This window comes from Nonomuraea rhodomycinica (assembly GCF_013363995.1).
In the GTDB taxonomy this organism is placed as follows: domain Bacteria; phylum Actinomycetota; class Actinomycetes; order Streptosporangiales; family Streptosporangiaceae; genus Nonomuraea; species Nonomuraea rhodomycinica.
Genome location: NZ_JABWGO010000001.1, coordinates 686996 through 702368 on the forward strand (window position 1 = coordinate 686996; position 15373 = coordinate 702368).

The following is a 15373-nucleotide window of genomic DNA, read 5'->3' on the forward strand; positions in this document are numbered from 1 at the left end:
GGGTGCCGTTTACCGTTAGAGTCTGGGGTGGAAAAGGGCATGCCGGGCGAAGGCCCGGCCGGTTCAGGCGGCGGGATGACGACGGCGAGAGGACAGCGACGTTGGGGCTGCAGGGCCGCTCCGCGGGCACTCCGCTGACACCCGAGGACCCCCAGTCGATCGGCCCCTACGAGCTGTACGGCCGGCTGGGGTCGGGCGGGATGGGCACGGTCTACCTGGCCAGGGCCGCCGACGGCCCGCGGGTGGCGCTCAAGGCGATCCGCCGCGACTACGCCGCCGACCCCGTCTACCGGGCACGCTTCCACGAAGAGGTGTCCAACGCCCGCAAGGTCGCCTCGTTCTGCACCGCCCGGGTGCTCGACCACGGCGAGGACGACGGCGTCCTCTACCTCGTCACCGAGTACATCGACGGCATCTCCCTCGAGGACCACCTGATCGAGCACGGGGCGCTGTCGCCGTCCGTGCTGCACTCGGCGGCCGTGGGCGTGGCGGCGGCGCTGACCGCCATCCACGCGGCGGGCCTCGTCCACCGCGACCTCAAGCCGGCGAACGTGATGCTGACGCTGGCCGGGCCCCGGGTGATCGACTTCGGGCTGGCCCGCTCGGCGCACCTGTCCTCCCGCCACACCAACGCCGGGATGGTCATGGGCACGCCGGGGTGGATCGCTCCGGAGCAGGTGTTCGAGGGCAGGACGAGCCCGGCGGGCGACGTGTTCGCGTGGGGGTCGCTCATCGCGTACGCGGGGCTCGGCGGGCATCCGTTCGGCGAGGGCGACGCGTACGTCATGGCCGCCCGCGCCCGCACCGCGCCGCCCGACCTGCGCGGGCTGCCCGCGCCGCTCGACCGGCTGGTGGCGGCGGCCATCCACCCCGACCCGGCGCGCCGCCCGGCGGCCCGGCAGTTGCTGCTGGAGCTGGTGGGGGCGGCGGACGAGCCGGCGGCGCAGCTCGCGGCGACGCGCCACCTCACGAACACGTGGGACCCGGCGGAGTTCCCGCCGCTGGCGGGCGCACCCGCGAACACCCCGGGCCACCCCGGCCAGCCCCCGGGCCCCCAACCGTCCCCCGGTCCAGGCACCCAGGCGCCCGCCGGTCCGCAGGCGCCTCCTTCTCCCGGCTCCCAGATGCCCCCGCCTCCCGGCTCCCCGGCGCCGCCCTCTCCCGGCTCCCAGGTGCCTCCGGCTCCCGGCTCTCAGATGTCCCCGCCTCCCGGCTCTCAGGCGCCGTCGGCCGCGGCCCCTCACGGGCCCTCTGGGCCACCGCCGGGTCCCCAGGGTGCGCCCGGGCCGCAGATGCCCGGCCCCGGGTCGTCGCACGGTCCCGCCGCCGCGCCCCCGGCCTCTCAAGCGCCATCGGCCGCGGCCCCCCATGGGCCCTCTGGGCCACCGCCGGGTCCCCAGGGTGCGCCCGGGCCGCAGATGCCCGGTGCCGGATCACCGCACGGTCCCGCTGCGGGGCCCCCGGGTTCCCAGCCGTCCGCTGCCGCGTCCGCCGCACCGCAGCCGGGACCACACGCGTCGGCCCCACCCCAGCCTGGACCGCACCCGTCCGCCGGGCCACATGCCTCCCCCGGACAGCAGCCCGGACCGCAGGCGGCCGCCGGACCGCAGCCGGGGCCGCATGCGGCTTCGGCCGCATCTCCTGGTTCCCAGCCTGGGCCGCACGCGGCTCCTTCCATGCCTGCGGGGCCTCAGCCTGGCCACACCGCCGGCCCTCAGGGGCCCGCCTCGCCGTCCGGGCACCCGGCCGCGCCGCATCAGGGCGGGCCCGGCGCCCATCAGGCGCCGTCCGTCTCGGCGCCGTCCCACCAGGCCCAGCCCGGCCATCCGGGACCGGGCCCGTCCGCGGACGGCCCATCGCTGACCGGCATGCGCGTGCCCCAGGCCGGTCCGTCCGCGGACGGGCCGTCGCTCACGGGCCTGCGCCTGCCGCAGGCCGGTCCGCCGGCGGACGGGCCGTCGCTCACGGGCATCCCCCTGCCCTCGGGCGGCCCGCCGCCGCAGGGTCCCCCGCCGTCCGGGCACCTTCAGCAGCCGCCCCACCACCACAGCGGGCAAGGCCCGCTCCCGGGCCGGCAGTCCCCGGGCACCCAGGGGCCGCCGCCGCAGGGCCCCACGTCCCATAACCCGTCCCCGCACGGCCCCTCGTCTCACGGCCCCTCGTCTCACGGCCCGTCCCCGCACGGCCCGTCCTCGCACGGTCCCTCGGCACCTGGGCCGTCGGCGCATGGGCCTACCGCGCAGGGCCCGCTGCCTGGCCCGGGGCGCTCGTCGCGGCTCACGGGCCGGGGGCCGCTGCCGCCCACCACGATGCCGCCGCCCGGCGGGGCGCGCCGCGCCACGTTCACCGGCTGCCTGACGGCCGTGGTGATCGCCGTGGTGCTGCTCGTGCTGCTGGTGGCGTTGGTCGCCTGGCTCGGCCGCTCCCCCGCGGCCGTCGGCGCGGAGCGTCCGGCCCAGGACGGCAGGCTGCGCTTCGCGGTGACCGGCACCACGTGCCCCAAACCGGCCAAGTCGGCCGCGCAGCGCACCTGCACGGTGTCGCTGAAGGTGGACAACGTCGGCAAGGAGGGGCGGGTCCTCTACCCGGGCCAGCAGAAGCTCTGCGACGAGGACGACGTGCCGCACGCGGCCACGCGGCTGCTCGACAAGGCGGGCAAGGAGCTCACGCCGGTGCGCATCGGGCCGGGCCAGTCGTTCAGCGGGTCGCTGGTGTTCGAGCTGCCGAAGCAGGCCCGGCCGGCGGAGCTGGAGCTGCACGACTCCGCCCTGAGCCACGGCGTCCGCGTCGCCCTCGGAGACTGACCTCGGTTCACTGGTCGCGCCGGTGCCGAAGACCTCCGGCGGCGACCCCCGGCCACCGTGTCCGCCGGATCGGGTGCACCGGCGTGCCGAACTGTCGCATCCTGTCATGCGGTCCTCCAGAGCGCTCGTCGCGGCGGCGGCGCCGGGTGGGATGCGGCCGGGTCGCGAACGTGACCTGCTCGGGTCGAAGGAAATGTCGGAGCCGCCCGGCACGATGAGCGCATGATCGATGCTCCTCCGCACGCCGAGCTCTCCGACCAGGCCGCCTACGCGGCGGCCGTGCAGCTCGCGGCCGACGCCGCGGCCGCGTACTACGGCCAGGGCGACTCCCCCTTGGACGACGACGCCTACGACCAGCTGGTACGGGGCATCGCCGCGTACGAGCGCGAACACCCCGAGCAGGTGCTCCCCGCCTCGCCGACCGGGAAGGTGGCCGGCGGCGCGGTCGTCGGCGACGTGCCGCACACGGTGCCGATGCTGAGCCTGGACAACGTCTTCGGCCCCGAGGACCTGGCCGACTGGGCCGCCTCGCTGGAACGCAGGCTCGGCCGGACGGTGACGGCCTGGAGCGTGGAGCCCAAGCTCGACGGCCTGGCCATCTCCGCCCGCTACCGCGGCGGCCGTCTGGTCCAGCTCGTCACCCGCGGCGACGGCTCCGCCGGTGAGGACGTCTCCCACGCCATCGGCACCGTCGTCGGCCTGCCCGACCGGCTGGCCGACCCCGTCACGGTGGAGCTGCGCGGCGAGGTCATGATGACGACCGAGCAGTTCGAGCAGGCGTGCGCCAAGCGTCAGGCGCACGACGGCAGCACCTTCGCCAATCCGCGCAGCGCCGCCGCCGGCACGCTGCGCGCCCAGGACCGGCCGTACGTGTGCGAGCTGACGTTCTTCGGCTACGGCGCCCTGCCCGGCCCCGACGACGACTCGGAACCGGCCGCGCGGCTGCGGGAGCTCCCGCACAGCGAGATCATGACCTGGGTCGCCGGACAGGGTGTGCAGACCACGGCCGCCACGCCGGTGGCCGGCGTCGTCGCCACCTCCCTCGAACAGGTGCAGGAGCGGGTGGAGCAGATCGCCGCCGAGCGGGCCGAGCTGCCGTTCGGCATCGACGGCATCGTGATCAAGTGCGATCTGGCCGCCGACCAGGAGAAGGCCGGGTTCAGCTCACGGGCGCCCCGCTGGGCGATCGCCTACAAGCTCCCCGCCGTCGAGAAGATCACCAAGCTGCTCGGCGTGGAGTGGAACACCGGCCGCACCGGCGTCATCGCCCCGCGCGCCGTGCTGGAGCCGGTCACGCTGGACGGCAGCATCGTCACCTACGCGACCTTGCACAACGTGGCCGACATCACCCGACGCGGGCTCATGCTCGGTGACAGCGTCGTCGTCTACAAGGCTGGCGACGTCATCCCCCGGGTCGAGTCCCCGGTCGTGCACCTGCGCACCGGCGGCGAGCAGCCGATCGCCTTCCCCGAGGTGTGTCCGTCCTGCGGTGACGCCATCGACAAGTCCCAGGAACGGTGGCGCTGCGTGCGCGGCCGCGCCTGCCGGGCGATCGCCTCGATCAGCTACGCCGTCGGCCGTGACCAGCTCGACATCGAGGGCCTGGCCGACAACCGCATCCAGCAGCTCCTCGACGCGGGCCTGATCACCGACTTCGCCGACCTGTTCACCGTGACCCGGGAGCAACTGCTGGGCCTGGAGCGCATGGGCGAGACCAGCACCGACAAGCTCCTGGCCGCCATCGAGCGCGCCAAGGACCGGCCGCTCAGCCGGGTGTTCTGCGCCCTCGGAGTACGCGGCACCGGCAGGTCCATGAGCCGCCGCATCGCCCGCCACTTCGGCGCCATGCAGGCCATCCGCGACGCCGACGCCGAGGCGCTCCAGGTGGTCGACGGCATCGGGCCCGAGAAGGCGCCGCTCGTGGTCGCCGAGCTCGCCGAACTCGGCGAGCTCATCGACAAGCTGATCGCGGCGGGGGTGAACATGACCGAGCCCGGTGCCGTCACGGCGGTGGCGGGCGCCGCGGAGCCGGCCTCCGCCGAGCTGCCGCTGGCCGGCATGTCGGTCGTCGTCACCGGCGCGATGAGCGGCCCGCTGGAAGCCCTGTCGCGCAACGAGGTCAACGAGCTGATCGAACGCGCCGGCGGCAAGGCGTCCTCCAGCGTGTCGGCCAAGACGTCACTGCTGGTCGCGGGCGACAAGGCCGGGGCGAAGCGCACCAAGGCCGAAGGGCTGGGCGTGCGGATCGTCGCCCCCGACGAGTTCGCCCAGATGGTGGGGCGCTTCCTGTGAAGGGGTCTGCAAGAAGCTCCGCCTCAGCCTCGTCCGAGGACACGGGTCCGCCTGACGGGCGGCGGAGGTCGTGGCGAGCTCGAGGTGGACGCGGTGCTTCACCGTCTCAGGGTCCGGGACGGTGACGAGGTCGAGGGAGAAGGCGTCATGGACCAGCCAGGGGGCCTACGCCACTCCCGCCCCGGGAACGCGGACCGTCGGTGGCGGCCGGCGACCCGTCGTACGAGCCGGGCGGCGTGGCGGCGTCAGGGGACGAGGACGAGCCGGCCGCGCAGGCCGCCCTTGGCCAGGCGGCGGTGGGCCTCGGCGGCCTCCTCCAGCGGCAGCGTGCCGGCGACCCTGAGCGTCAGCCTCCCCTGTTCGACCAGCGTCACCAGGCCGGCCAGCCGCGCCCCGTCCGCGCTGATCCAGTGCGTGAACACGCGCGTCCCCCGCAGCGGCAGCGGTTCGCCGCCCGCCACCACGGCGGCGAAGGAGCCGCCGTTGCGCACCGCGTCGAGGGCCGCCGCGCCGGTCACGGCGGCGTCCAGGGCGCCGTGGACGCCGCCCGGCACCAGCGCCCGCACGGCCTCCCCGAGGCGGGCCGTCCGGGGCACGAACAGCTCCGCGCCCAACTCCCGGACCAGCGCCTCGTCCGCGGCCCCGGCCACCGCCACGACCCGCAACCCCCGTGCCACGGCGAGCTGGACGGCGTAGCCGCCTACCGCGCCGGCCGCGCCCGTCACCAGCAGGGTCTCACCGGGACGCAGGCCGAGCCGGTCGAGGGCCTGGACGGCGGTCAGCCCGTTGAGCGGCAGCGTCGCCGCCTCCACCGCCCCCACCCCGGACGGCGCGCGGGTCACCGCGTCCGCGTCGAGCACGACCTGCTCGGCATGCGTCCCGAGCGGCACGTCGAGCCGGTCGGACAGCCCCACCACGCGGTCGCCCGCCGCGAGCCCGGCGACGCCGGGGCCGGTCTCCTCGACGGTCCCGGCCACGTCCCAGCCGATGCCGATCAGGTCGCGGGCGGGCAGCAGCCCCGCCTCGGTCAGGGCGCCGGACCGGGTGGCCACGTCCACCGGGTTGACGGCCGCGGCCTCGACCCTGACCCGCACCTGGCCCGCTCCCACGGACGGCACGGGCACGTCGGCGATCTCCAGCACCTCCGGGCCGCCGAAGCCACGGATGACGACAGCACGCATGATCTTCTTCCTCTCGCTCGTTCGGGGTGGTGGCGTCCTCGCGCCGCCACGACTTACCGTAGGAGAGGTACTCTCCTCCAGGAAGTACGTACCTGAGAGTGCGTAACACACGCAGACGTGCGGCGAACAGGAGACCCATGACCACGCGGACGGCCGCCGAGCGGCGCGAGGAGGCGCGCGCCGCCTACGACGCCTACCTGCAGGAGTGCCCGGCCCGGCAGCTCCTCGACCGGATCAGCGACAAGTGGGTCAGCCTGCTGCTCAACGCGCTGGCCGACGGCCCCCGCCGCTACAGCGACCTGTCGCGCACGGTCGCCGGGGTCAGCCAGAAGATGCTCACCCAGACGCTGCGCACGCTGGAGCGCGACGGGCTGGTCTCGCGCTCGGTCACGCCGTCGGTGCCGGTACGGGTGGACTACGAGCTGACCCCGCTGGGGCACAGCCTGCAACCCGTCATGCGGGCCATCAAGGACTGGGCCGAGTCCAACATCGAGCAGGTCATCACCGCCCGCGAGACCTACGACGCGCGCTGACCGCGCCGCCGCCGCGCGCCCCTCGCGCGGGTACGCCCAGGGAGGAGACGGTCACGGCACGTCATCGTATACTTCGTCAAGTACGTACTTGACGTAGTTTGCGGAGGTGGCATGATGGATCCACGGGAGGGCGAGTTCGTCGACCGGATGGGGCTGGTCATGGAGCGCTTCGGGGGCACCCGCACGATGGGGCGCCTGTACGCGTGGCTGATGATCTGCGATCCGCCGCACCAGTCGCTCACCGAGCTGGCCGCGCGCCTCGACGTGAGCAAGACGGCCGTCAGCACGGTCGCCAGGCAGCTGGAGCTGACCGGCATGATCGAGCGCGTCCCCACGGCGAGCCGCGAGCACCGCTACCAGGTCGCCGCCGGCGGCTGGGAGCACGTCATGAAGGTCCAGTTCGCCGCGCTGCGGCAGGCCGTCGAGGCGCTGGACCTCGGGCTGGCGGCCGTCGGCGGCGAGCGGCCCGAGCAGCGGGCGCGGCTGGAGGAGACCCGCGACTTCTTCCTCTGGACCGAGCGCGACGCGGACGACATGCTCCGGCGCTGGCGCGACTCGCGCGACGACGCGGATCGATGACGATCGGAGTGGCACATGAACGGGGCGAAGGTCGACTTCAGGGGGGCCGCCGGCGAGGGGGTGACCTGGACGCTGCTGGCCACCCTGTACCTGCGGGCGTGGGAGAGCCGATTACCCGAGCCCATCCTCGGTGACCGCTACGCGGCCGAGGCCGTCGAGCGCATCGACTACGACTTCGCCGCGCTGCGGCGGCGGGTGCGGCCGGCGAGCAACCAGTTCCTGGTGGCGTTGCGGGCCAGGCAGCTCGACGACTGGAGCCGCGCCTTCCTGGCCCGGCATCCGAACGCCGTCGTGCTCCAGCTCGGCTGCGGCATGGACAGCCGCATGCTCCGGCTCGACCCGCTGGGCAAGCTGCGCTGGTTCGACGTGGACGTCCCGCACGTCATCGAGCTGCGCCGGCGGATCTACCCCGAACGCGGCCGGTACACGATGATCGGCGCTTCGGTGACGGACGACGGCTGGCTGGAGGGCGTCCCCGCCGACCGCCCCGTCCTGATCGTCGCGGAGGGGTTGCTGCCGTATCTGACCCCGGACGAGGCGCGCACGCTGCTGTCGCGGCTGACCGGTCACTTCACCGCGGGCGGCGAGCTGATCTTCGACGCGCCGGCCCCCTGGATGGCCCGCCTGGTCGAACCCTTCCGCTGGGCTCCCCGCGACGCGCGGGAGATCGAGCGCTGGAACCCGCGTCTGCGGTGCGCCGAGCAGACGCCCTTCACCACGCACCACCGCAGGATCCCGGTACGGCGCTACCGCGTCCTCTACCGGCTCATGCACGCCGTGCCCGCGCTGCGGAACGCCTACCGGGAATTCCGGTTCACGTTCTGACGGGCTCCACCCTTTCGGGAACCGAAAAGGAGAGGCGATGACCGACATCGTCGAACGGTACGACATCCCCGAACACTTCTTCTGGCTGCGCGGAACGCGGTCCGGCCCGCCGGTGGAGTACGACTCCGCGACCGGCATGTGGAACGTCTACGGCTACCCCGAGGCCCACCACATCCTCGGCGACCCCGCGACGTTCTCCTCCGACACCATGCGCGTGATCCCCAAGGGCATGATCCCGGAGGGCGAGTTCTCGCTGGAGGGGTTCATCACCCAGATCGACCCCCCGGAGCACGGCAAGCTGCGCAAGCTGGTCAGCAGCGCCTTCACCCGCAAGGTCGTCGCCGACCTGGAGCCGAGGATCGCCGCCCTCACCCACGAGCTGCTCGACGCGGCCCGCGAGCGCGGCCGGCTGGAGCTGGTGACCGACCTGGCCTACCCGCTGCCGGTCATCGTGATCGCCGAGCTGCTCGGGGTGCCCGCCGGTGACCGCGCCCTGTTCAAGAAGTGGGCCGACGCGCTGTTCCAGCGCGACGCCAAGTTCTCGCTCAACGAGCCGGCCGAGGAACGGAACGCGGACATCCAGGCCACGCTCGGGCCGTGGAAGGAGATGAGCGCCTACCTGGCCGACCACGCCACCGAGCGCCGGCGCCAGCCGCGGGCCGACCTGCTGACCCGGCTGGTCGAGGCCGAGGTGGACGGCGAGCGCCTGCCCGACCAGCAGGTGGTCAACTTCGCCATCGTGCTGCTGCTCGCCGGGCACATCACCACGACGATGCTGCTCGGCAACACGGTGCTCTGCCTGGACGCCTTCCCCGAGCAGCAGGAGAAGGTACGGGCCGACCGCGCCCTGGTGCCGGCCGCCATCGAGGAGTCGCTGCGGCTGTTCACCCCGTTCGCCGCGCTCGGCCGCTCGACCACGCGCGAGGTCGAGCTGGGCGGCGTGACCATCCCGGCCGACAAGCTGGTCATGGTCTGGCTCGGGGCGGCCAACCGGGACCCCCGGCAGTTCCCCGACCCCGGCGCCTTCGCCCCCGGCCGCGACCCCAACCCGCACCTGGCCTTCGGCCGCGGCATCCACTTCTGCCTGGGCGCTCCGCTGGCCCGGCTGGAGGGGCGGGTCGCGCTGGACATCCTGCTCGACCGGTTCGACCCGCTGCGCACCGACCCGGAGGACCCGGTCAGGTTCATCCCGACACCCACCATGACGGGAGTCCGCCGCCTCAGCCTGGCCTGACCACGACTCGCCGCCGTCGGGACGTCAGGCGTCCGCCGCGATCCGGTCGTGGCGGGCGAGCAGGGCGGCCTCGGTGATCGGCGCCTCGTGGGTGCCGGCCACCGTGCAGGCGTGGGCCCCGGCCAGCGCGCCGAGCCGTACGCACTCCTCCAGCGGCCGTCCGCGCAGCCGGCCGTACAGGAAGCCGGAGACGAACGCGTCGCCGGCGCCGTTGGTGTCGGCGACCGGCCCGGGCAGCGGGGCCGCGGGGAAGGCGCGCAGCTCCCCGCCGCGCGGCAGCACGAGGCAGCCCTCGGCGCCGCGCGTGCAGACGACCGCCTCGGCGCGGCCCCGGTCGAGGATGTGGCGCATCACCCGTTCGGGCGACTCCAGCGCGGCGGCCGACAGGAACACCAGCCCCGAGCGGTAGGCGAAGTCGCGGTGGTGGTCGTTGACGCCGTCCCAGTCGTGCAGGTCGGTGGAGGTCGGGACGCCGTCGAGGTCGTCGTACACGTCGCGGCAGTAGCCGGTGATCGAGACGTGCGCGTGGCGGGCGCGCACGCCGGCGTACAGCTCGCGCGGCAGGCGCTCGCCCGGCGTGTCGCGCGGGTCGTGCAGCGACGTGCGCCGGCCGTCGGGCCCGACGAGCAGGACGCTGCGCCGGGTGCCGGCCGCGGCCCGGCCCCAGCGGGCGTCGACGCCGCTCAGTGCCTCACGGATGATCGCGCCCTGCGGGTCGTCGCCGACGAGGTCGGCGAAGGCCACCGACAGGCCGAGCGCGGCGCAGCCGAGCGCCACGCCGGCGCCGGTGTTGCCGACCCGCTCCTGGATGGGCGGCACGCCGTACGTGTCGGCGTACGGCAGGGGCAGCTCGGGGACGTAGACGGTGGCGTCCACCCCGGAGCCGCCGAGCACGAGCACGTCATGAACCATGGGCGGGAACCTCCTCGGTCCCGCCCGGGGCGGGACTCGTCACCGGTTGACCAGGGGGCCCGAGCCGGTGGAGCCGCGCACCACCAGCTCGGGACGGAAGATCAGCTCGACGTGCTTGGCCGGCGCGCCGTTCACCTCTTCGAGCAGCGTCTGCACGGCCGCCGAGGCCATCGCGCCGATGGGCTTGCGCACGGTGGTGAGCGGCGGGTCGGTGAACGCGATGAGCGGCGAGTCGTCGAACCCGACCACCGACACCTCGCCCGGCACGGCCAGCCCCTTCTCGCGGCAGGCGCGGATCGCGCCGAGCGCCATGAGGTCGCTGGCGCACACGATGCCGGTGCAGCCGCGCGCGAGGAGCTGGGCGGCCGCGGCCTGGCCGCCCTCGACGGAGAACAGCGAGTCGGCGATGAGGTCGTCCACGTCGCTCGCGCCGAGGAGCTGGGCCATGGCCTGGCGGAAGCCCTCGATCTTGCGGATCACGGGCACGAACCGGCGCGGCCCGAGGGCCAGCCCGATCCGCTCGTGACCCAGGTCGACGAGGTGCCGCACGGCCAGGTGGGCGGCCAGCCGGTCGTCGGGCGAGATGAACGGGGCCTCGATGCGCTCGCTGTAGCCGTCGACCAGCACGATCGGCAGGCCCCGGTCGGTGAGCCGGGTGTAGCGGTCCATGCGGGCGGTGGTGTCGGCGTGCAGCCCGGACACGAACACGATGCCGCTGACGCCCCGGTCGACCAGCAGCTCGGTGAACTCGTCCTCGGGCGCTCCGCCCGGGAGCTGTGTGCAGAGCACGGGCGTGTAGCCGTGCTGGGTGAGCGCCTTCTCCACGGCCTGGGCGAACGCGGGGAAGATCGGGTTGTCGAGCTCGGGCGTGACCAGGCCGACCAGGCCGTTGCTGCGCTGTCGCAGGCGGGGCGGGCGCTCGTAGCCCATGAGGTCGAGCGCCGTCATCACGGCCTGGCGGGTGGCGGCCGAGACACCTGGCTTGCCGTTGAGCACCCGGCTGACCGTGGCCTCGCTCACGCCGGCCTGGGCGGCGATGTCGGCGAGGCGGGCGTGACCGTTCATGGCAGTCACTTTACCTCCGGCCACCCCACACTTTGAAAGGCTTACCGCAAATTTCCGCAAGCACTTCCAGACGAAATCACGATTGTGCGAGATGTTTCATGCCAAGGGTGGACATCAGGGTTGTGGCGCGATGTACTACCTCTTCCATCAGCCCCGTCACAGGTGACACGTGCGCAAGGTGTGGGCCCATGAGCTCGGTCGTTCTCGACAAAGTGACCAAGGTTTACCCCGGTGACCACCTGGCGGTGGACCGGTTGAGCTTGCGGGCCGAAAACGGTGAGTTCCTCGTCCTGCTCGGGCCCTCAGGGTGCGGCAAGTCCACGTTGTTACGGATGATCGCGGGACTTGAGGAGATCACCCAGGGCGACCTGTGGCTCGACGGCCAGCTCGCCAACCATCTCGCCCCGCGCGAGCGCGACGTGGCCATGGTGTTCCAGAACGGCGCCCTTTACCCCCACCGCACGGTCCGCGGCAACATCTCGTTCCCGCTGGAGATCGCCAAGGCCGACCCCGAGCTCGTCCGGCAGCGCGTCACCGAGCTGTCCAAGGCGCTGCACATCGACGAGACCCTCGAACGCCGGCCCGGCACCCTGTCCGGCGGCCAGCGCCAGCGGGTCGCGATGGGCCGGGCCATCGTCCGCCAGCCCAAGCTGTTCCTCATGGACGAGCCCCTGTCGAACCTCGACGCGGGCATGCGCACCGAGCTGCGCATGGAGATCTCGGCGCTGGTCAGGTCGCTCGGCGTCACCACCATCTACGTCACCCACGACCAGATCGAGGCGCTCACGCTGGCCGACCGCATCGCCATCATGAACCGCGGGGTCCTGCAGGACGTCGGCACCCCCTCGCAGATCTACAACGACCCGGCGACGGCGTTCGTGGCGGCGTTCCTCAACTCCCAGCAGCTCAACCTGCTCGCCGCGACGGTCAGGACCCCGCAGAACGAGTACGTCATGCTCGACTTCGGGCCGCACCGGCTGATCATCCCCTGGAGCGATCCCAGGGCGTACGCCATCTCCCAGCACACCGGCGGGCAGGTGCTGGTCGGCATGCGCCCCGACGGCCTCGCGCCGGTGCCGGAGTCGTACGAGGGGCCGTCGTTCTTCGGGCGGGTGCGGGCGCTGGAGTACCACGGTCACGAGTGGCTCGCCTACATCGAGTGCGGCGCCCCCGCCGTGCCCGTGCCCGAACCGCCGGACCCGAGGGCCCGCGCGAACGCCCGCCAGAACGCCTCCGGCCGGATCGGCGCGTTCGTCAAGCGGATGTTCGGCCACGAGGAGGAGCGCCAGGACCACGAGCAGGCCGGGCAGCACCCCGGCAGCGGCCACCACCGGCGCGCCGACCTCATCGTCCGCGTCGGCGGCCGGCCGGCCTGGCGCGCGGGCGACGCCGCCAAGGTCGCCGTGGACACCACCCGCCTGATGATCTTCACCTTGGACGGCGCCCGCATCGACCCTCCCCGCCGCTGACGACCCCCGGAGCCGCCGATGCCGCTGTGGAAGGACCTGGACGGGGCGCGCGTGCTCGACCTCGCGCAGCCGATGCGCAAGGGCATGCCGCAGTCCCCGAACCACCCGCCGTTCCGGATGACCCTGGAGCGCCGGCACGGCGACGTCGTGCGGCCCGGCGGCGGCTCGGCCGCCAACGAGATCATCGTGACGGGCGGCCACGTCGGCACCCACGTGGACGCGCTCGCGCACGTCTCGCAGGACGGCCTGCTGCACGGCGGGCGGCCCGCGGCCGAGGTCACGTCCCAGGACGGGTTCGCCGAGCTGGGCATCGACGCGTTCGAGCCGTACGTGGGGCGGTGCGTGCTGCTCGACGTGGCCGCGGCGCACGGGGTGGCGGCGCTGCCGCCCGGGTACGAGGTCACGGCGGACGACCTGGAGCGGGCCGCGGCCGGGCTGGAGATCCGCGAGGGGGACGCCGTGCTGGTCGGGACCGGCTGGTCACGGCACTGGACCGCCTCCTCCCAGGAGGTGGACTTCGCGGGGGCGCGGGGCGGCGCGCCGGGGCCGGGGGTCGGCGCGGCGCGCTGGCTGGCCGCGCGCCGGCCGCGGGTGGTCGGCGGCGAGACCATCGCCTTCGAGCACGTGCCGCCGGGGCGCGGGCACGCCACGCTGCCGGTCCACCGGATCATGCTGGTGGAGTCGGGTGTCAACATCGTGGAGACCATGCGGCTGGACGAGCTGCTGGACTCGGGGGCGCGCGAGTTCCTGCTGGTGCTGAACCCGTTGCCGATCGTGGGGGCCACGGGAGCGCCGGTCCGGCCGCTCGCCGTCCTCGGCCCGCCCGAGAGCTGATGTCCGGGAGCCTCGGCCGGCCCGGAGCCGCGGCCCGTCCGAGAGCCTCGGCACGCCGCAGAGCCTCGGCACGTCCGGGAGTCGATGGCCGGGAGCTGGTGTCCGGCCGGGAGGCGGTGCGGTGACGACGTACATGGAGCGGCTGGCGGCCTTCGCGGCGGACTGCCGGGACCGGGGCGCGCCGGACGCGGTGCGCGAGGACGTGACGGGGCGGGTGCTGGACGTCCTCGGCAACTGCCTGGCCGCGTACGCCGACCCGGCGGCCGACGCGGGACCGGCGGTGCTGCGGGCGGCGCGCCGGTGGGGCGGCGCCGGCGAGGCGACCGCGATCGGCTCCGGCGACCGGCTGCCCGCCCCGTCGGCGGCGCTGGTCAACGGCACGCTGGCGCACGCCCTCGACTACGACGACACGCACCTGCCGTCGGTGCTGCACCCGAGCGCGTCCGTGGTGCCCGCCGCGCTGGCCGCCGCCGAGGCCGCGGGCTCCACCGGTTCGGAGCTGGTCGACGCCGTGGCCGCGGGGATCGAGGTGTGCGCGCGCCTGGGCATGGCCTCGTACCTGCCGGAGACCCGCACCTCGCTGTTCTTCGAGCGGGGCCAGCACGCCACGTCGATCTGCGGCACGCTGGGGGCGGCCGTGGCCGCGGGGCTGCTGTTCGGGCTGCCGGCGGAGGGGGTGGCGCACGCGGCCGGGGTGGCGGCCAGCATGGGGTCCGGGCTCATCGAGGCCAACCGGACGGGCGGCACGGTCAAACGGGCCCACTGCGGGTGGGCGGCGCACGCCGGGGTGTCGGCGGCGGTGCTGGCGCTCGAAGGCGTGACCGGGCCGCCGACCGTGCTGGAGGGACGGTTCGGGTTCTTCCGGGCGTGGCTGGACGGCCGGTACGACGCCGAGGCGCTGCTGTCGGGGCTCGGCGAGCGGTGGGAACTGCCGCGCACGGTGTACAAGCCGTATCCGGCCAACCATTTCACCCATCCCGCCGTGGACTGCGCGCTGGCGCTGCGGGCCGGCGGGCTCGCGCCGGAGAGCGTGGCGGAGGCCGAGCTGGGAGTGGCGGCCCCGGTGCTGGCCACCATTGCCGAGCCGCCGCGGGACAAGGCCCGGCCGCGCTCGCCGTACCACGCGAAGTTCTCCGGGCCGTACGTCGTGGCCGCCGCGCTGCTCGGCGGCGGCGGGCTCGGGCTGGACCTGGACGACTTCGCCGCGCTCGACGAGGACGCGCTCGCGCTGGCGGCGCGGGTGCGGTGCGTGGCGGACGAACGGGCCTCGGAGCTGTTCCCGCGGGCGTTCGCGGCGGTGCTCCGGGTGCGGCTGCGCGACGGCTCCACGCGGGAGCACCGGGTGGACTCCTCGCGGGGCGGCCCCGAACGGCCGCTGACGCGGGAGGAGCTGGAGGTCAAGTTCCGCTCGAACGCGGGACGCGCGCTGCGGGCGGAGGCGGTGGAGGAGCTGCTGGCGGCGGCCCGCGCCCTCCCGTCGGCCCCGTCCGCCGCTCCCCTGCCGCGCCTCACCCACGCCGGGTGAGGTTCTTCAGCGGGGCCGCTCCCGGCGGGCGCCGGGCATGAGCTCGACGCGGAGGTCATCGTCCGCCTGTCCCCCGCCTTCCGCTGCTCCACCGTGGCGACCGGGACGCGGCAGGAGAGG

At 74.4% G+C, this 15373-nt stretch carries 12 protein-coding genes; 9 read left to right on the top strand and 3 right to left on the bottom strand.

The features are described from left to right. The first annotated feature begins 101 nt into the window (after positions 1-101). Positions 102-2804 (top strand): serine/threonine-protein kinase, encoded by a 2703-nt coding sequence (locus tag HT134_RS03300; RefSeq protein ID WP_175598738.1) that lies wholly within the window; start codon positions 102-104, stop codon positions 2802-2804. A gap of 222 nt (positions 2805-3026) precedes the next feature. Then, a complete protein-coding gene (ligA, locus tag HT134_RS03305; RefSeq protein ID WP_175598739.1) occupies positions 3027-5096 on the top strand; it encodes an NAD-dependent DNA ligase LigA in 2070 nt (689 codons plus the stop codon). Positions 5097-5341: 245 nt separating this feature from the next. On the opposite strand, the gene HT134_RS03310 is transcribed toward ligA, so the two are convergent. After that, entirely contained in the window at positions 5342-6277 is a 936-nt protein-coding gene (locus HT134_RS03310; protein WP_175598740.1) for an NADP-dependent oxidoreductase, read from the bottom strand. Positions 6278-6414: 137 nt separating this feature from the next. Here HT134_RS03310 and HT134_RS03315 point away from each other — a divergent pair, with 137 nt between their 5' ends. The 4 genes from HT134_RS03315 (at position 6415) to HT134_RS03330 (ending at position 9448) form a co-directional block, all read left to right on the top strand. After that, positions 6415-6810, top strand: coding sequence for a winged helix-turn-helix transcriptional regulator (locus HT134_RS03315; RefSeq protein WP_175598741.1), 396 nt, complete (start codon positions 6415-6417; stop codon positions 6808-6810). 111 nt (positions 6811-6921) lie between these two features. Next, a complete protein-coding gene (locus HT134_RS03320) occupies positions 6922-7389 on the top strand; it encodes a GbsR/MarR family transcriptional regulator (protein WP_217707161.1) in 468 nt (155 codons plus the stop codon). 15 nt (positions 7390-7404) lie between these two features. Next, complete coding sequence (locus HT134_RS03325) at positions 7405-8214, top strand: class I SAM-dependent methyltransferase (protein WP_175598742.1); 810 nt, start codon at positions 7405-7407, stop codon at positions 8212-8214. 37 nt (positions 8215-8251) lie between these two features. Then, entirely contained in the window at positions 8252-9448 is a 1197-nt protein-coding gene (locus tag HT134_RS03330) for a cytochrome P450 (protein WP_175598743.1), read from the top strand. Positions 9449-9472: 24 nt separating this feature from the next. Here the strand turns inward: HT134_RS03330 and HT134_RS03335 are convergent, their stop codons facing one another. Further along, positions 9473-10360, bottom strand: coding sequence for a carbohydrate kinase family protein (locus tag HT134_RS03335; protein WP_175598744.1), 888 nt, complete (start codon positions 10358-10360; stop codon positions 9473-9475). A 39-nt stretch (positions 10361-10399) separates the two neighbouring features. Next, entirely contained in the window at positions 10400-11425 is a 1026-nt protein-coding gene (locus HT134_RS03340) for a LacI family DNA-binding transcriptional regulator (RefSeq protein ID WP_175598745.1), read from the bottom strand. Between the two features lie 188 nt (positions 11426-11613). Here HT134_RS03340 and HT134_RS03345 point away from each other — a divergent pair, with 188 nt between their 5' ends. From HT134_RS03345 to HT134_RS03355, 3 genes are all read left to right on the top strand, one after another. After that, a complete protein-coding gene (locus HT134_RS03345; RefSeq protein ID WP_175598746.1) occupies positions 11614-12894 on the top strand; it encodes an ABC transporter ATP-binding protein in 1281 nt (426 codons plus the stop codon). A gap of 18 nt (positions 12895-12912) precedes the next feature. Then, positions 12913-13728 (top strand): cyclase family protein, encoded by an 816-nt coding sequence (locus HT134_RS03350; RefSeq protein WP_175598747.1) that lies wholly within the window; start codon positions 12913-12915, stop codon positions 13726-13728. A 121-nt stretch (positions 13729-13849) separates the two neighbouring features. Next, on the top strand, positions 13850-15253 hold the full coding sequence (locus HT134_RS03355) for an MmgE/PrpD family protein (RefSeq protein ID WP_312887941.1): 1404 nt from the start codon (positions 13850-13852) through the stop codon (positions 15251-15253). The last annotated feature ends 120 nt before the right edge of the window (positions 15254-15373 follow it).